Raw genomic sequence first — 15989 nt, forward strand, 5'->3', positions numbered from 1 at the left:
CTGCCCAGATGCCGGCCGAACTGACGTTGACCGTGCTGGTGGCCGAAGACAGCGCCACCGATCGCCTGTTGCTGGCGCAGATCGTCCGCCGTCAGGGGCACGAGGTGTTCACCGCCGAGAACGGTGAGCAGGCCGTGGCGCTGTTTGCCGAAAAGCGCCCGCAACTGGTGTTGCTCGATGCCCTGATGCCGTTGATGGACGGTTTCGAAGCGGCGCGGCAAATCAAGGCACTGGCCGGCGAGGCGCTGGTGCCGATCATTTTCCTGACCTCGCTGAACGAGGAGGGTGCCCTGGTGCGCTGCCTGGAGGCCGGGGGCGACGACTTCATGGCCAAGCCCTACAGTGCGGTGATCCTCGGCGCCAAGATCCGCGCCATGGACCGCCTGCGCCGTTTGCAGGCGACCGTGCTCGAACAGCGCGACGAGATTACCCGGCATCACCATCACTTGCTCAACGAGCAGCGGGTGGCCAAGGCGGTGTTCGACAAGGTCGCCCATTCCGGTTGCATCACGGCGCCGAACATCCGCTACCTGCAGTCGCCCTACGCGTTGTTCAACGGCGACCTGCTGCTGGCGGCGTTCACGCCGTCGGGCGACATGCATGTGCTGCTCGGCGATTTCACCGGGCATGGCTTGCCCGCAGCCGTCGGCGCCATGCCCCTGGCCGAAGTGTTCTACGGCATGACCGCCAAGGGCTACGACCTGGCGCAGATGCTGCGCGAGATGAACGCCAAGCTCAAACGCATACTGCCGGTCGACATGTTCTGCTGCGCGCTGCTGCTCAACCTGAACATGCAGCGCGGCACGGTGGAGGTGTGGAATGGCGGTATGCCGGACGGCTACTTGCTGTCGACCTCGGGCCAGGTGCTCTCGCCCCTGGCCTCGCGCCACTTGCCGCTGGGTGTCCTCAGCGCCGAGCGTTTCGACGACAGTACCGAGGTGTTGCCGCTGGCGGCGGGAGAGCGGCTGTTGCTGCTGTCCGATGGCGTGGTCGATACGGCCGACGAGCAAGAGCGTTTGTTCGGCGTCGAACGCTTGCATGACGTGCTGACGGCCAACCGCGACCCGGCGCAGTTGTTCGGTGAGGTCATGCAGGCCCTGGAGCGTTTTGGCGGGCGCCCGCGGGATGACATCAGCTTGTGTGATATCCGCATGTTCGCGCCCGAAGAGCGGGTTCCGGCACCGACCCTCTACTCCGACAGCGGGCGCTCCAGTGCGCTGGATTGGTCGCTAGGCTATGAATTGCGCGGTGAAAGCCTCAAGCGTTTCAACCCGGTGCCTTACCTGGTGCAGTTGCTGCAAGAGATCCAGGGCTTGCGGTCGCTGACTGGCGCCTTGCACAGCGTGCTCAGCGAGCTGTATTCCAATGCCCTGGAGCATGGGGTGCTGGGTCTGGATTCCTGGATCAAGCGTGATGTGCAGGGCTTTGCCCATTACTATCAGGAGCGCGCCCGGCGGCTGAGTGAATTGGTCGATGGCTTCGTGCGTATCGACCTGAAAGTGGAACCGCTGGCTGCTGGCGGGCGTCTGACGATCGAGGTCCGTGACAGTGGCGCGGGCTTCGATGTGCACAAGGTGCTCTCGCGCCCCCCGGAGGATCAGGGTCTGAGCGGTCGAGGTCTGAGTCTGGTGCGGCGGCTTGGCAGCAGTGCCCAATGGCATGAGGGCGGGCGTTGTGCGCAGGTGCAGTTTGAATGGTGAGCCGCCTGAAGGCTCGGGCATAATCCGGCTTGATCAAGGAGTGAACAAGTGACAGACATGCATATCGATCACAGCGTGCTCAGGGACCTGCAGGAGGTCATGGAGGAAGGTTATCTGCAATTGCTGGAAACCTTTCTCGAAGACTCCGAGCAGCGCCTGAGTCAGTTGCACGGTGCCAGGACCGCCAACGAGCTCGGTATGGCCGCGCACAGCTTCAAGGGCAGCAGCGGCAACATGGGCGCTGTCGGCCTGGCCCAGCTTTGCCAGCAACTGGAAGAGCGGATAAAGGAGCGGTCGCCCTACGGCATCGAGGAGCTGATCCACCGGATCGATCAGGAATACCTGGTGGTGCAGCGCTTCTATCACAGTGAACGTGAACGGGTGTCTGCCAGCTGACCGACAGGTTGGCGCGAGTCTTGCCTGTCTGTGCCAGAACGATATTCATGTTTCTGGCGCGGAGACCTTTCAATGCCTGTCGCACCCAATCCTTTGATGCAAGCCAACACCCCGAGCAAGCCGTCGAGCGCGGCTTTCGCGCGGGTGGACAAGCCGCTGCAGGCGGCGGGCGGGCAGGGCGGCGGCTTCGATCAGCTCATGGCCAGCCAGGGGCGCGAGAAGCCGTCGATGCACGACGACAAGATCAAGCCCAAGGACAAGCCAGACGCGCCTTCGAGCGGCAAGCAGGAGGCAGCCGACAAGCCGGCCGTTGCCGATGACGGCAACGAATTGCCTAACGCCGATCAGGCGCAAGACAGCAGCGACGCTGCGTCGAACTCGGTAGATTCCAATCTGGTGGCGGGTCAGGTCACCGATGCGCAGCCGGGCGCCCAATTGCTGCAGGCTCAGGCCCAGACGGTGTCGCCGGTGTTGCAGGCAGCGGCGCAGCAGGTTTTGCCTGAGACAGCCCCGGACGAAACCTTCGACCCCAATGCCGACCCGCTGGCCAATATGCCGACGCTGCGCCTGGCATTGGAGCAAAGCGCCCAGGCCAAAGGCACGACTTCGGCACATGCGGCCGATGCTTCGCAGCAGGCTGAGGACGGCCCAGTTACCGTCAATCCATTGGCGAACCTGATCGACAACGTCGAGGGCGAGGCCGGTCAGTCGCAGGCGGGTGACAAGGCCTTCGGTGCATTGCTCGAAGAGGGCCTCAAAGACACCAAGGGCGCCGCTGGCGATACCCGCATCGACGACTTCGCCGACCGCCTTGCCAGTCTGACCCAGGCCGCCACGGCCAAGACCGCCAACGCCGTGCCGGTGACTGCCAGCCCCTTGCACCAGCCGCTGGCCATGAACCAGAACGCCTGGGCCGAAGGTTTGGTCAATCGGGTCATGTACCTGTCCAGCCAGAACCTCAAGTCGGCGGATATCCAGCTGGAACCGGCCGAACTGGGGCGCCTGGACATTCGCGTCAACCTGGCGGCGGACCAGTCGACCCAGGTCACCTTCATCAGTGGCCATGCGGGTGTGCGTGACGCGCTGGACAGCCAGGTGCACCGCCTGCGCGAACTGTTCGCCCAGCAGGGGCTGGCGCAGCCGGACGTCAACGTCGCCGACCAGTCGCGCGGGCAGCAGCAGCAGGCGCAGCAGGAGGGGGCACAGTTGTCCGGGGTGGCGGCGCGGCGTGGGCAGGATGGGGGAGGGGTGGAGCCGGGTGAGCTTGCCGATGCTTCCCGGCCGGTGGAGCGGCAGGTGGTCATTGGTGATAGTGCGGTTGATTTTTACGCTTGAGATTTATGTTGGGGTTGAAATCGAGCGCCGCCCGCGCGGCGCATCGCGGATGAATCCGCTCCTACATTTGTTGCAACGTGCCACGGTCTGTCAGGCCATGGTTTTCCGCCTTTGGCGCCCGCCGAAACATTGCGTCGAGCCAACAAGGCTGGCAACCGTGGCCTATCAGGCATAGGCACGTTGCAACAAATGTAGGAGCGGATTCATCCGCGATGCGCCGCGCGGGCGGCGCTCGATCTCAACCCCACAACAATACTCACGCCATACCTCCCCAAAACCTGGCATAACACTTGCTCAAGCCACGTCATCCTTCTTTGAAACCCCGCGGGACGACGGATTATTGGCATGGCGAAGAGCGACGCAGTGAAAGACCCCGCCGCTAAAGGCAAACTCAAGCTGATCCTGCTGCTGGTGCTGGCCCTGCTGCTGGCAGTCGGCCTGTCGGTGGGCGCCACCTGGTTCATCATGCACAAGAGCGATGCGGCCCCGGCTGCCGACCCGGCGGCGGCCAACGTCAAGCCGGCGGCGCTCTACGAGCCCCTGACCCCCGCCTTCGTGGTCAACTTCAACCAGAACGGCCGCCAGCGCTACATGCAGGTGAGCATCACCCTGCAAGGCCGTAACCAGGCCGACCTGGACGCCCTCAAGGTGCACATGCCGGTGATCCGCAACAACCTGGTGATGATGTTCTCCGGGCAGGGCTTCGACACCCTGGCCGGCAGTCCGGTGGGGCAGGAGATGCTGCGTCAGAAAGCCACCGCGGTGGTGCAGGAAGTGGCGCAGAAAGAAGTCGGCAAGCCGGTGGTCGACCAGTTGCTGTTCACCAATTTCGTATTGCAGTAGGAGTCCGTCATGGCCGTACAGGACCTGCTGTCCCAGGATGAGATCGACGCCCTGTTGCACGGCGTCGACGATGGGCTGGTACAGACCGAGAGCGCTGCCGAGCCCGGCAGCATCAAAAGCTACGACCTGACCAGCCAGGACCGTATCGTGCGGGGTCGCATGCCGACCCTGGAAATGATCAACGAGCGCTTCGCTCGCTACACCCGCATCAGCATGTTCAACCTGCTGCGCCGCTCGGCCGACGTGGCGGTTGGCGGCGTACAGGTGATGAAGTTCGGTGAGTACGTGCATTCGCTGTACGTGCCGACCAGCCTCAACCTGGTCAAGATCAAGCCGCTGCGCGGCACCTCGCTGTTCATCCTCGACGCCAAGCTGGTGTTCAAGCTGGTGGACAACTTCTTCGGCGGAGACGGCCGTCACGCCAAGATCGAAGGCCGTGAATTCACCCCGACCGAGCTGCGCGTGGTGCGCATGGTGCTGGACCAGTGCTTCGTCGACCTCAAGGAAGCCTGGCAGGCGATCATGCCGGTCAACTTCGAGTACATGAACTCGGAGGTCAACCCGGCCATGGCCAACATCGTCGGCCCGAGCGAGGCGGTGGTGGTGTCGACCTTCCACATCGAGCTGGACGGCGGTGGCGGCGACCTGCACGTGACCATGCCGTACTCGATGATCGAGCCCGTGCGGGAAATGCTCGACGCGGGCTTTCAGTCCGACCTGGACGATCAGGACGAGCGTTGGGTCAAGGCCCTGCGCGAGGACGTGCTGGATGTCTCCGTGCCGCTGACCGCCACGGTCGCCCGCCGCCAGCTGAAGCTGCGCGACATCCTGCACATGCAGGCCGGCGACGTGATCCCGGTGGAGCTGCCCGAGCACCTGGTGCTGCGCGCCAATGGCGTACCGTCGTTCAAGGCGCGCCTGGGCTCGCACAAGGGCAACCTGGCCCTGCAGATCATCGACCCGATCGAACGCCGCTGAAGGCGTGCCGGTCGCTCACTACGAATTGAATGCCTGTCGAGGACATCATGGCTAACGAAAACGAGATCACCTCCCCCGAGGACCAGGCCCTGGCCGACGAGTGGGCCGCGGCACTGGAAGAAACCGGTGACGCCGGCCAGGCCGACATCGACGCGCTGCTGGGCGGCGACGTCGGCAGCGCCGGCACTGGCCGTCTGCCGATGGAGGAATTCGCAAGCTCCCCAAGGCCGAAGGAAAACGTCAGCCTCGAAGGCCCGAACCTGGACGTGATCCTGGATATTCCCGTGAACATCTCCATGGAAGTCGGCAGCACCGAAATCAACATCCGCAACCTGTTGCAGCTCAACCAGGGCTCGGTGATCGAACTCGACCGCCTGGCGGGCGAGCCGCTCGACGTGCTGGTCAACGGCACGTTGATCGCCCATGGCGAAGTGGTCGTGGTCAACGAGAAGTTCGGCATCCGCCTGACCGATGTGATCAGCCCCAGCGAACGCATCAAGAAGCTGCGCTGAGTGAGGGGCACGATGCGGGCCATGACGGCCCTGGCCACGCTGCTGGCCAGTGAGGTGGCGATTGCCGCGGCCACCGTCGCACCGGCCACGCCGCCCGCCGCCGCACCCGGCAGCCTGGGCGGGCAGCTGGTGCAGATGGTGCTCGGCCTGCTGTTGGTGGTCGGGCTGATCTTCTTCCTCGCCTGGGCGCTGCGCCGCATGCAAGGCGCGGCGCCCAAGGGCGGCCAGGTGATAGAGGTCGTCGGCAGCCGCGCCATCGGCCCGCGTGACCGGCTGCTGCTGGTGCAGGTGGGCAAGGAGCAGATCCTGATCGGCCACACCCCCGGCAGCATCGAGGCCCTGCATGTGCTGGCCGAGCCTGTCGAGGTGCCCGCCAGTGCCCGCCAGGCGACGCCGGAATTCGCCCAGCGGCTGATGGAGCTGATGGGCAAGGATCAGAAGGACAAGAAGTGATGAGCGGCGCCCTGCGCATTTTGTTGAGCACCTTGTTGCCAGTCGCGCTGCTGCTGGCCGCGCCACTGGCCCTGGCCGCCGACCCGCTGTCGATCCCGGCCATCACCCTGTCCAACGGCCCGGACGGCCAGCAGGAATACTCGGTCAGCCTGCAGATCCTGCTGATCATGACCGCGCTGAGCTTCATTCCGGCGTTCGTCATCCTGATGACCAGCTTCACCCGCATCATCATCGTGTTCTCGATCCTGCGCCAGGCCCTGGGCCTGCAGCAGACGCCGTCGAACCAGGTGCTGACCGGCATGGCGCTGTTCCTGACTCTGTTCATCATGGCCCCGGTGTTCGACCGGGTGAACCAGGACGCCGTGCAGCCGTACCTGAAGGAGCAGATGACCGCCCAGCAAGCCATCGACAAGGCCCAGGGGCCGCTCAAGGACTTCATGCTGGCGCAGACCCGGCAGAGCGACCTGGACCTGTTCATGCGCCTGTCCAAGCGCACCGACATCGCCGGCCCCGATCAGGTGCCGCTGACCATCCTGGTGCCGGCGTTCGTCACTTCCGAGCTCAAGACCGCGTTCCAGATCGGCTTCATGATCTTCATCCCGTTCCTGATCATCGACATGGTGGTGGCCAGTGTACTGATGGCCATGGGCATGATGATGCTGTCGCCGCTGATCATCTCGCTGCCGTTCAAGATCATGCTGTTCGTACTGGTCGATGGCTGGGCGCTGATCATGGGCACCCTGGCCGGCAGTTTCGGCGGCGTCTGACGCCGTCAAGGAGAGCCCTGCATGACCCCTGAAGTTGCAGTCGACCTGTTCCGCGATGCCTTGTGGCTGACCACGCTGATGGTCGCCATCCTGGTAGTGCCGAGCCTGCTGGTGGGCCTGATCGTGGCGATGTTCCAGGCCGCTACGCAGATCAACGAACAGACCCTGAGCTTCCTGCCGCGCCTGCTGGTGATGCTGGTGACGCTGATCGTCGCCGGCCCCTGGCTGGTGCAGAAGTTCATGGAGTACATCACCGGGCTGTACACCAGCATCCCGCAGCTGATCGGTTGAAGCCGCCATGCTGGAGCTGACCGACGCGCAGATCGGCACCTGGGTCGCCACCTTCATCCTGCCGCTGTTTCGGGTGACGGCAGTGCTCATGACCATGCCGATTTTCGGTACGCGCATGCTGCCGGCGCGTATCCGCCTGTACGTGGCGGTGGCGATCACCGTGGTGATCGTGCCGGCGCTGCCGCCGCTGCCCGAGTTCGACCCGCTGAGCTTGCGCGGCCTGCTGCTGTGCGGTGAACAGGTGATCGTCGGCGCGTTGTTCGGGTTTTCCCTGCAGATGCTGTTCCAGGCCTTCGTCATCGCCGGGCAGATCGTCGCGGTGCAGATGGGCATGGCCTTTGCCTCGATGGTCGACCCGGCCAACGGCGTCAACGTGGCGGTGGTCAGCCAGTTCATGACCATGCTGGTGAGCGTGCTGTTCCTGGTGATGAACGGCCATCTGGTGGTCTTCGAGGTATTGACCGAGAGCTTCACCACCTTGCCGGTGGGCAATGCGCTGGTGGTCAACCACTTCTGGGAAATGGCCGGGCGCCTGAGCTGGGTGTTCGGCGCCGGGCTGTTGCTGATCCTGCCGGCCATCGCCGCGCTGCTGGTGGTGAACATCGCCTTCGGCGTGATGACCCGTGCGGCGCCGCAGCTCAATATCTTCTCCATCGGTTTTCCGCTGACCCTGGTGCTGGGGATCGGCATCTTCTGGGTCGGCCTGGCCGATATTCTTTCCCACTACCAGGCATTGGCCAGCGAAGCGCTGCAATGGCTGCGTGAACTGGCAAGGGCGCGCTGAGCATGGCGGAGAGCGAGAGCGGTCAGGACAAGACAGAAGAGCCCACCGACAAGCGCAAGCGCGACGCGCGCGAAAAGGGTGAGATCGCCCGTTCCAAGGAGCTGAACACGGTGGCGGTGACCCTGGCCGGTGCCGGGGCCTTGCTGGCCTTTGGCGGCAACCTGGCCGAGACATTGATGGCGCTGATGCGCCTGAATTTCTCGCTGTCACGCGAGGTCCTGATCGATGAGCGCTCCATGGGGTTGTTCCTGCTGGCCTCGGGCAAGATGGCCATCTGGGCGACCCAGCCGATCTTGGTGCTGCTATTCGTGATCGCGCTCGTCTCGCCCATCGCGTTGGGCGGGTTCATCTTTTCCGGGAGCCTGCTGCAGCCCAAGTTCAGTCGCATGAACCCATTGTCGGGCATCAAGCGCATGTTTTCGCTGAATTCGCTGACCGAGCTGCTCAAGGCGCTGGCCAAGTTCTTCATGATCCTGATCGTGGCGCTGGTGGTGCTCGGCAATGACCGCCAAGCGCTGCTGGCCATCGCCAACGAGCCGTTGGAGCAGGCGATCATCCACAGTGTCCAGGTGGTGGGTTGGAGTGCCCTGTGGATGGCAGCTGGGCTGTTGATCATCGCGGCGGCGGACGTGCCGTTCCAGCTGTACCAGACGCACAAGAAGCTGAAGATGACCAAGCAGGAGATCAAGGACGAGTACAAGGACAGCGAGGGTAAACCTGAGGTCAAGCAACGGATCCGCCAGCTGCAGCGCGAGGTTTCACAGCGGCGCATGATGGCGGCGGTGCCCCAGGCCGATGTGATCATCACCAACCCGACGCATTATGCAGTGGCGTTGCAGTACGACCCGGAGAAGGGCGGGGCGGCGCCGTTGCTGCTGGCCAAGGGGACTGATTTCATCGCCTTGAAGATTCGCGAGATCGGCGTGGAGCACAAGGTGCAGATTCTGGAATCGCCGGCCCTGGCGCGGGCGATCTACTACTCCACCGAAGTCGAGCAGGAGATCCCGGCGGGGTTGTACCTGGCGGTGGCGCAGGTGCTGGCTTATGTGTTCCAGATTCGCCAGTACCGTTCTGGCAAGGGCAAGCGGCCGGAGCCGTTGAAGGAAGACCTGCCGATTCCGCCGGACCTGCGCCGCGACAGTTGAGTGGGGTTGGCTGCCATGGGCTTGGCGTTAGAGGTGTGTTGGCCGTGAGATCGAGCGCCGCCCGCGCGGCGCATCGCGGATAAATCCGCTCCTACATTTGTTGCAACGAGCCACGGTCTGTCAGGCCATGGTTGTTCGCCTTTAGCGTCCGCCGAGATATCGAGTCGTGCCCCCAAGGCTGGCAACCATGGCCTATCAGGCATAGGTACGTTGCAATAAATGTAGGAGCGGATTTATCCGCGATGCGCCGCGCGGGCGGCGCTCGATCTCAAAACCCCCACACATCCAAAGTTGGAAGGCTTCTTGCAGAGCCACGCCCAAGCGCCCCTTGGGCGTCAAAGTTTTGCATGAAGAGGACTCGCGGTGGATCGCACTCAGTTAATCAGCAACGCCCGCCACAACCTGGCCGGTCTCGGCCGGGGCAACCTGGGGGTGCCGCTGCTGCTGCTGGTGATGTTGGCAATGATGATGTTGCCGATACCGCCGTTCCTGCTCGACGTGTTCTTCACCTTCAACATCGCCCTGTCGATCGTGGTCCTGCTGGTTTGCGTGTACGCCCTGCGCCCGCTGGATTTCGCCGCGTTCCCCACCATCCTGCTGGTCGCCACGCTGTTGCGCCTGGCCCTGAACGTCGCCTCCACGCGCGTGGTCATGCTCCACGGCCAGGAAGGCCATGGCGCCGCGGGCAAGGTGATCCAGGCCTTCGGTGAAGTGGTCATCGGCGGTAACTATGTCGTGGGTGCGGTGGTGTTCGCCATCCTCATGATCATCAACTTCGTGGTGGTGACCAAGGGCGCCGGGCGTATCTCCGAAGTGAGCGCGCGTTTCACCCTCGACGCCATGCCCGGCAAGCAGATGGCCATCGACGCCGACCTCAACGCCGGCCTGATCGACCAGGCCCAGGCCAAGTCGCGCCGCGCCGAGGTGGCCCAGGAGGCCGAGTTCTATGGCTCGATGGACGGTGCCAGCAAGTTCGTCCGTGGTGACGCCATCGCCGGCTTGCTGATCCTGTTCATCAACCTGATCGGCGGCATGCTCATCGGCATGCTGCAACACGGCATGAGCTTCGGCGACGCCGGCAAGGTCTATGCCCTGCTGACCATCGGTGACGGTTTGGTGGCGCAATTGCCATCACTGCTGCTGTCCACCGCCGCTGCGATCATGGTCACCCGTGCCTCGGGCTCCGAAGACATGGGCAAGCTGATCAACCGGCAGATGTTCGATTCGCCCCGGGCCCTGGCTGTTTCCGGCGCGCTGATGATCGTCATGGGCCTGGTGCCGGGGATGCCGCATATCGCCTTCCTCAGCCTTGGCCTGTTGGCCGGTGGCGGCGCTTACCTTGTGTGGAAGAAACAACAGAAGGCCAAGCTGGCGGCGCAGCAGGAGGTGCAGCGCCAGCAAGACCTGCTGCCCTCGCCGCAACGTGCCCTGGAAACCAAAGAGTTGGGTTGGGACGACGTGACGCCCATCGACATGATCGGCCTGGAGGTCGGCTACCGGCTGATTCCGCTGGTCGACCGCAACCAGGGCGGCCAGTTGCTGGCGCGGATCAAGGGCGTGCGCAAGAAGTTGTCCCAGGACCTGGGATTCCTCATGCCCACCGTGCATATCCGTGACAACCTCGACCTGCAGCCGAGCGCCTACCGCCTGACACTGATGGGGGTGATCCTGGCCGAAGCCGAGATCTACCCGGACCGGGAACTCGCGATCAACCCGGGCCAGGTGTTCGGCACCCTCAACGGCATCGCTGCGTGCGACCCAGCGTTCGGCCTGGAGGCGGTGTGGATCGATGTCGGCCAGCGTGCCCAGGCGCAGTCGCTGGGCTATACCGTGGTCGATGCCAGTACCGTGGTTGCCACCCACCTCAACCAGATCCTGCAGAAGCACTGTCACGAACTGATCGGTCACGAGGAAGTCCAGCAATTGCTGCAGGTATTGTCCAAAGCTTCGCCTAAACTTGCCGAGGAGTTGGTGCCGGGTGTCATTTCCTTGTCAGGGCTGCTCAAGGTCCTGCAAGCGTTGCTCGCCGAGCAAGTACCGGTGCGTGATATTCGCAGCATTGCCGAGGCCATCGCGAACAATGCCGGCAAGAGTCAAGATACCGCCGCGCTGGTGGCGGCAGTGCGCGTCGGATTGTGTCGCGCCATCGTGCAAAGCATTGTCGGCGTTGAGTCCGAGCTGCCTGTCATCACCCTTGAGCCAAGGTTGGAACAGATTTTGCTCAATAGTCTGCAAAGGGCCGGGCAAGGTCAGGAAGACGGTGTTCTTCTGGAACCGAGCATGGCCGAAAAGCTGCAGCGTTCGTTGATCGAAGCGGCCCAGCGCCAGGAGGTGCAAGGGCAGCCGGCCATCCTTCTGGTCGCCGGCCCGATCCGCGCCATGCTGTCGCGCTTCGGTCGCCTGGCTGTACCGAATTTGCATGTTCTGGCGTATCAGGAAATACCTGACAACAAGCAAGTCACCATCGTTGCCACCGTGGGCCCCAATGGCTGAGGTAGTGGGTTATGCAAGTTAAGCGTTTTTTCGCCGCCGATATGCGTCAGGCCATGAAGCTGGTCCGTGATGAGCTGGGCGCCGATGCCGCCATCATCGGTAACCGCCGCATCGCCGGCGGTGTCGAACTGACGGCGGCGCTGGACTACAAGCTGTCCGCGCTGGCCCCGCGTGTGCCCAACGTCGAGCTCGAAGAAGAGCTGCGCAAGACCCAGACGCGCATCGCCACCGCCCAGGCCGAGCTGGACAACCGCGAAGATGCCAGCGAAGGCAACCGCCAATTGTTCGCCGGCCAGTCGCTGACTGCCTCGGAGCCTCTGATCGAGCCGCACGTGGAGGCGCCCGCCGCTGCTGCCGCGCCTGCGCCGGCAGCGGTCGACCAACGCCTGTTCGATGCCATGCGCTCGGAGCTCACGGGCCTGCGCGAGCTGCTTGAAGTGCAGCTCGGTTCGCTGGCCTGGAACCAGCTGCAGGGCAGCAAGCCGGCGCAGGCCAACGTGTGGCGTCGTCTGCAGCGTATCGGCTTGTCCGGGCCGATCGCCCGCGAACTGCTCGACCTCACCGGCGAGATCGAAGAGCCGCGCCATGCCTGGCGCATGCTGCTGGCACACCTGGCGCGGATGATCGAAGTACCCGAGGTCGAGCCAATCGAGGAGGGCGGGGTGATCGCCATGGTGGGCCCGGCCGGCATGGGCAAGACCACCACCCTGGCCAAGCTGGCGGCGCGCTACGTGCTCAAGTACGGCCCGCAGAGCCTGGCCCTGGTGAGCATGGACAGCTTCCGTATCGGCGCCCAGGAGCAGCTCAAGACCCTTGGCCGCATTCTCAATGTACCGGTGACCTACGTCGACCCAGGCCAGTCGCTGGCCCAGGCGCTGGAGCCGCTGCTGCGCAAGCGCGTGGTGCTGATCGATACCGCCGGCCTGCAGGCCAGCGACCCGGCCTTGCGCATGCAGCTGGAAACCCTGGCCGGGCGCGGTATCGCCTCGAAGAACTACCTGGTGCTGGCCACCACCAGCCAGAAGCAGGTGCTGACGGCCGCCTACCACAGCTACAAGCGCTGCGGCCTGGCCGGTTGCATCCTGACCAAACTCGATGAAACGGCGAGCCTCGGCGATGTGCTGAGCCTGGCCATCAGTCATGAACTGCCCGTGGCCTACCTCACAGACGGCCCGCGCATTCCTGACGACCTGCATTTGCCGCGCCCGCACCAGCTGGTGACCCGCGCCGTGAATGTGCAGCTGCAGGACGAGCCCAGCGAAGAGGCCATGGCCGACATGTTCGCTGATCTCTATCACAACCCACGGCGAGCGGGTTGAAGATGATGAAGCGTGTGCAAAATACCTACACCAAAGGGGCTGCTGTAATGCCCCTCGTGTGGCTTGGGTCCAAGCGAGACAAGGTAAACAACAAACATGGGTAGCATGCATCCCGTACAGGTGATCGCCGTGACCGGTGGTAAAGGTGGCGTCGGCAAAACTAACGTTTCAGTGAACCTGTCCCTGGCGCTGGCCGAACTCGGCCGCCGGGTCATGCTGCTGGACGCCGACCTGGGCCTGGCCAATGTCGACGTGTTGCTGGGCTTGACCCCGAAACGCACCTTGGCCGATGTGATCGAAGGCCGCTGCGAGCTGCGCGACGTGCTGCTGCAGGGGCCGGGCGGTGTGCGTATCGTGCCGGCGGCCTCGGGCACCCAGAGCATGGTGCACCTGGCGCCAGCCCAGCATGCCGGGCTGATCCAGGCGTTCAGCGAGATTGGCGACAACCTCGACGTGCTGGTGATCGACACCGCCGCCGGTATTGGTGAGTCGGTAGTCAGTTTCGTTCGTGCCGCCCAGGAAGTGTTGCTGGTGGTCTGCGACGAACCGACCTCCATCACCGACGCCTACGCGCTGATCAAACTGCTCAACCGCGACTACGGGATGAACCGTTTCCGCGTGCTGGCCAACATGGCGCAGAGCCCGCAGGAAGGGCGCAACCTGTTCGCCAAGCTGACCAAGGTCACCGACCGTTTCCTCGACGTCGCCCTGCAATACGTGGGTGCCGTGCCTTACGACGAGTGCGTGCGCAAGGCGGTGCAGAAGCAGCGGGCCGTGTATGAAGCCTTCCCGCGCTCCAAGTGTGCGCTGGCCTTCAAGGCTATCGCCCAGAAGGTCGACAGCTGGCCGCTGCCGGCCAACCCGCGCGGTCACCTGGAGTTCTTCGTCGAGCGCCTGGTGCAACCCACCAGTGCAGGGCCTGTGCTATGAACGCGAGCGGTTTCAAGATGTACAGCAAGGCGTCCAAGGACGCCCAGTACGAATTGATCGAACGCTACGCCCCGTTGGTCAAGCGCATTGCCTATCACCTGCTGGCGCGTTTGCCTGCCAATGTGCAGGTCGAAGATCTGATCCAGGCCGGCATGATCGGCCTGCTGGAAGTCGCCAACAAGTACGACGCCAGCAAGGGCGCCAGCTTCGAAACCTACGCCGGTATCCGCATCCGCGGCGCCATGCTCGACGAGGTGCGCAAAGGCGATTGGGCGCCGCGTTCGGTGCACCGCAACACCCGCATGGTCAGCGACGCGATGCGCGCCGTTGAAGCCAGAACCGGCCGCGACGCTAAAGATCATGAAGTTGCTGCCGAACTCCAATTGAGTCTCGATGATTACTACGGGATCTTGAACGATACCCTGGGCAGCCGCCTGTTCAGTTTCGACGACCTGTTGCAGGACGGCGAGCACGAAGGGCTGCACGAGGACGGCGCCAGTGGCCAGGTCGAGCCATCGCGCGACCTGGAAGACGAGCGCTTCCAGGTCGCCCTGACCGATGCCATTGCCAACTTGCCGGAGCGTGAGCGGCTGGTGCTGGCGCTGTACTACGACGAAGAGCTGAACCTCAAGGAAATCGGTGAGGTGCTGGGGGTCAGCGAATCGCGTGTCAGCCAGCTGCACAGCCAGTGTGCCGCGCGCCTGCGCAGCCGCCTGGGAGAATGGCGGGCTCGCTGAGCCTGGGGTCGTTGCAGTCGTTTTCCACGTGCGTTTTCCATGTTGCACTGAATTGATTGAATGCGCGCTCGGGGCCGAGCGCGTTTGAGACTGCTTGGAGGTCTAATTGAACAAAGACATGAAAATCCTCATCGTTGACGATTTTTCGACGATGCGGCGGATCATCAAGAATCTGTTGCGTGACCTTGGCTTCACCAACACCGACGAGGCCGACGACGGCACCACGGCGCTGCCGATGCTCGAGAACGGCCATTACGACTTCCTGGTGACCGACTGGAACATGCCTGGCATGTCCGGCATCGACCTGCTGCGCAAGGTGCGCGCCCACGAGCGCCTGAAGGGTATGCCGGTGCTGATGGTGACCGCCGAAGCCAAGCGCGACCAGATCATCGAAGCGGCCCAGGCCGGCGTCAATGGATACGTGGTCAAGCCGTTCACCGCCCAGGTGCTCAAAGAAAAGATCGAGAAGATCTTCGAACGCGTCAACGGCTGAGTCACGTCAGGGGGCGCCATGGAATCAACACAAACATCTTTGGGGGAGTTCGAATCGACCCTGAAGAAGCATGCCCAGGAGCTGGTCGAAAGCCTGGAGCGGGGGCGTTTCGGCGAGGCGGTGCAGCTGATTCATCAGCTCAACCAGACCCGCGACCGTGGCCTGTACCAGGAGGTCGGCAAGCTCACCCGTGAGCTGCACAGCGCGATCGTCAGCTTCCAGATCGACCCGAGCATGCCGCAGGCCGAGGAGGTCTCGCAGATCACCGACGCCACCGAGCGCCTGTCCTACGTGGTCAAACTCACCGAAGGCGCCGCCAACCGCACCATGGACCTGGTGGAACAGAGCACGCCCGTGCTCAATGACCTGGCGGCCGAGGCGCAGGGCCTGAGCGTGGATTGGCAGCGATTCATGCGCCGCGAAGTCGCCGCGCCGGAATTCCGCGAGCTGGTCAAGCGCGTCGACAGTTTCCTGACGCACAGCGCCGAGGGTAACCGCAAGGTCTCCGGCTACCTCAACGACATTCTGCTGGCCCAGGACTACCAAGACCTGACCGGCCAGGTGATCAAGCGCGTGACCGCGCTGGTGACCGAAGTCGAAAGCAATCTGCTCAAGCTCGTGCTGATGGCCAGTCAAGTCGACCGTTTTGCCGGCATCGAACACGACCACCAGCAGCTGCGCGCTGAAAAAGATCAAGAAAAACATCCGACTCGGGGTGAAGGTCCGCAGATTCATGCCGATAAGCGTGAAGACGTCGTGTCCGGTCAGGACGATGTCGATGATCTGCTGTCCAGCCTGGGTTTTTAAGGAGCA

At 63.6% G+C, this 15989-nt stretch carries 17 protein-coding genes; all 17 read left to right on the plus strand.

Annotated features, from left to right (window positions below; translation table 11 throughout):
• Window positions 1–8: 8 nt before the first annotated feature.
• The 17 genes from ACIPZG_RS03705 to ACIPZG_RS03785 all read left to right on the plus strand — a co-directional run bounded on the left by ACIPZG_RS03705 (window position 9) and on the right by ACIPZG_RS03785 (window position 15983).
• Complete coding sequence (locus tag ACIPZG_RS03705) at window positions 9–1700, plus strand: SpoIIE family protein phosphatase (RefSeq protein WP_400710313.1); 1692 nt, start codon at window positions 9–11, stop codon at window positions 1698–1700.
• A gap of 48 nt (window positions 1701–1748) precedes the next feature.
• A complete protein-coding gene (locus tag ACIPZG_RS03710; RefSeq protein ID WP_400641803.1) occupies window positions 1749–2096 on the plus strand; it encodes an Hpt domain-containing protein in 348 nt (115 codons plus the stop codon).
• Window positions 2097–2168: 72 nt separating this feature from the next.
• Window positions 2169–3431 carry a flagellar hook-length control protein FliK gene (locus ACIPZG_RS03715; protein ID WP_400710316.1) on the plus strand — a complete coding sequence of 421 codons (1263 nt, stop codon included), beginning with the start codon at window positions 2169–2171 and terminating at the stop codon, window positions 3429–3431.
• A 345-nt stretch (window positions 3432–3776) separates the two neighbouring features.
• The gene (fliL, locus tag ACIPZG_RS03720) at window positions 3777–4274 is read left to right on the plus strand and encodes a flagellar basal body-associated protein FliL (protein WP_400641805.1); all 498 of its coding nucleotides are present in this window, start codon (window positions 3777–3779) and stop codon (window positions 4272–4274) included.
• A 9-nt stretch (window positions 4275–4283) separates the two neighbouring features.
• Window positions 4284–5252, plus strand: a complete 969-nt coding sequence (fliM, locus tag ACIPZG_RS03725) for a flagellar motor switch protein FliM (protein ID WP_008093288.1) — start codon at window positions 4284–4286, stop codon at window positions 5250–5252.
• Between the two features lie 47 nt (window positions 5253–5299).
• Window positions 5300–5764 (plus strand): flagellar motor switch protein FliN, encoded by a 465-nt coding sequence (fliN, locus tag ACIPZG_RS03730; protein WP_400710319.1) that lies wholly within the window; start codon window positions 5300–5302, stop codon window positions 5762–5764.
• 12 nt (window positions 5765–5776) lie between these two features.
• The gene (fliO, locus tag ACIPZG_RS03735) at window positions 5777–6217 is read left to right on the plus strand and encodes a flagellar biosynthetic protein FliO (RefSeq protein WP_400710322.1); all 441 of its coding nucleotides are present in this window, start codon (window positions 5777–5779) and stop codon (window positions 6215–6217) included.
• Window positions 6217–6984: a flagellar type III secretion system pore protein FliP gene (gene fliP / locus ACIPZG_RS03740; RefSeq protein WP_400710325.1), complete on the plus strand. Its 768-nt coding sequence runs from the start codon at window positions 6217–6219 to the stop codon at window positions 6982–6984. Before fliO ends, fliP begins: the two co-directional genes overlap by 1 nt.
• 21 nt (window positions 6985–7005) lie before the next feature.
• A complete protein-coding gene (gene fliQ, locus ACIPZG_RS03745; RefSeq protein WP_008093282.1) occupies window positions 7006–7275 on the plus strand; it encodes a flagellar biosynthesis protein FliQ in 270 nt (89 codons plus the stop codon).
• Window positions 7276–7282: 7 nt separating this feature from the next.
• Entirely contained in the window at window positions 7283–8059 is a 777-nt protein-coding gene (gene fliR, locus ACIPZG_RS03750; protein WP_008093280.1) for a flagellar biosynthetic protein FliR, read from the plus strand.
• A gap of 2 nt (window positions 8060–8061) precedes the next feature.
• Window positions 8062–9204 (plus strand): flagellar biosynthesis protein FlhB, encoded by a 1143-nt coding sequence (gene flhB / locus ACIPZG_RS03755; RefSeq protein ID WP_400710328.1) that lies wholly within the window; start codon window positions 8062–8064, stop codon window positions 9202–9204.
• A 363-nt stretch (window positions 9205–9567) separates the two neighbouring features.
• Entirely contained in the window at window positions 9568–11697 is a 2130-nt protein-coding gene (gene flhA / locus ACIPZG_RS03760) for a flagellar biosynthesis protein FlhA (RefSeq protein WP_400710331.1), read from the plus strand.
• Between the two features lie 11 nt (window positions 11698–11708).
• Window positions 11709–13016 carry a flagellar biosynthesis protein FlhF gene (gene flhF / locus ACIPZG_RS03765; RefSeq protein ID WP_400710334.1) on the plus strand — a complete coding sequence of 436 codons (1308 nt, stop codon included), beginning with the start codon at window positions 11709–11711 and terminating at the stop codon, window positions 13014–13016.
• Between the two features lie 96 nt (window positions 13017–13112).
• Entirely contained in the window at window positions 13113–13946 is an 834-nt protein-coding gene (gene fleN, locus ACIPZG_RS03770) for a flagellar synthesis regulator FleN (protein WP_008093270.1), read from the plus strand.
• Window positions 13943–14683 carry an RNA polymerase sigma factor FliA gene (gene fliA, locus ACIPZG_RS03775; RefSeq protein ID WP_008093268.1) on the plus strand — a complete coding sequence of 247 codons (741 nt, stop codon included), beginning with the start codon at window positions 13943–13945 and terminating at the stop codon, window positions 14681–14683. The genes fleN and fliA overlap by 4 nt, the downstream gene beginning before the upstream one ends.
• 118 nt (window positions 14684–14801) lie before the next feature.
• Entirely contained in the window at window positions 14802–15176 is a 375-nt protein-coding gene (locus ACIPZG_RS03780; RefSeq protein ID WP_085988521.1) for a chemotaxis response regulator CheY, read from the plus strand.
• Between the two features lie 18 nt (window positions 15177–15194).
• Complete coding sequence (locus tag ACIPZG_RS03785; protein ID WP_008093264.1) at window positions 15195–15983, plus strand: protein phosphatase CheZ; 789 nt, start codon at window positions 15195–15197, stop codon at window positions 15981–15983.
• Window positions 15984–15989: the final 6 nt, after the last annotated feature.

The organism is Pseudomonas sp. NPDC089395 (assembly GCF_044749525.1).
In the GTDB taxonomy this organism is placed as follows: domain Bacteria; phylum Pseudomonadota; class Gammaproteobacteria; order Pseudomonadales; family Pseudomonadaceae; genus Aquipseudomonas.

Excerpts from the sequence above, each read along its gene's own strand:
- ACIPZG_RS03705 (WP_400710313.1), top strand. The coding sequence starts at position 9 with ATGCCGGCCGAACTGACGTTGACCGTGCTGGTGGCCGAAGACAGCGCC.
- ACIPZG_RS03715 (WP_400710316.1), top strand. The coding sequence starts at position 2,169 with ATGCCTGTCGCACCCAATCCTTTGATGCAAGCCAACACCCCGAGCAAG.
- fliL (WP_400641805.1), top strand. The coding sequence starts at position 3,777 with ATGGCGAAGAGCGACGCAGTGAAAGACCCCGCCGCTAAAGGCAAACTC.
- fliM (WP_008093288.1), top strand. The coding sequence starts at position 4,284 with ATGGCCGTACAGGACCTGCTGTCCCAGGATGAGATCGACGCCCTGTTG.
- fliN (WP_400710319.1), top strand. The coding sequence starts at position 5,300 with ATGGCTAACGAAAACGAGATCACCTCCCCCGAGGACCAGGCCCTGGCC.
- fliO (WP_400710322.1), top strand. The coding sequence starts at position 5,777 with ATGCGGGCCATGACGGCCCTGGCCACGCTGCTGGCCAGTGAGGTGGCG.
- fliP (WP_400710325.1), top strand. The coding sequence starts at position 6,217 with ATGAGCGGCGCCCTGCGCATTTTGTTGAGCACCTTGTTGCCAGTCGCG.
- fliQ (WP_008093282.1), top strand. The coding sequence starts at position 7,006 with ATGACCCCTGAAGTTGCAGTCGACCTGTTCCGCGATGCCTTGTGGCTG.
- fliR (WP_008093280.1), top strand. The coding sequence starts at position 7,283 with ATGCTGGAGCTGACCGACGCGCAGATCGGCACCTGGGTCGCCACCTTC.
- flhB (WP_400710328.1), top strand. The coding sequence starts at position 8,062 with ATGGCGGAGAGCGAGAGCGGTCAGGACAAGACAGAAGAGCCCACCGAC.
- flhF (WP_400710334.1), top strand. The coding sequence starts at position 11,709 with ATGCAAGTTAAGCGTTTTTTCGCCGCCGATATGCGTCAGGCCATGAAG.
- fleN (WP_008093270.1), top strand. The coding sequence starts at position 13,113 with ATGGGTAGCATGCATCCCGTACAGGTGATCGCCGTGACCGGTGGTAAA.
- fliA (WP_008093268.1), top strand. The coding sequence starts at position 13,943 with ATGAACGCGAGCGGTTTCAAGATGTACAGCAAGGCGTCCAAGGACGCC.
- ACIPZG_RS03780 (WP_085988521.1), top strand. The coding sequence starts at position 14,802 with ATGAAAATCCTCATCGTTGACGATTTTTCGACGATGCGGCGGATCATC.
- ACIPZG_RS03785 (WP_008093264.1), top strand. The coding sequence starts at position 15,195 with ATGGAATCAACACAAACATCTTTGGGGGAGTTCGAATCGACCCTGAAG.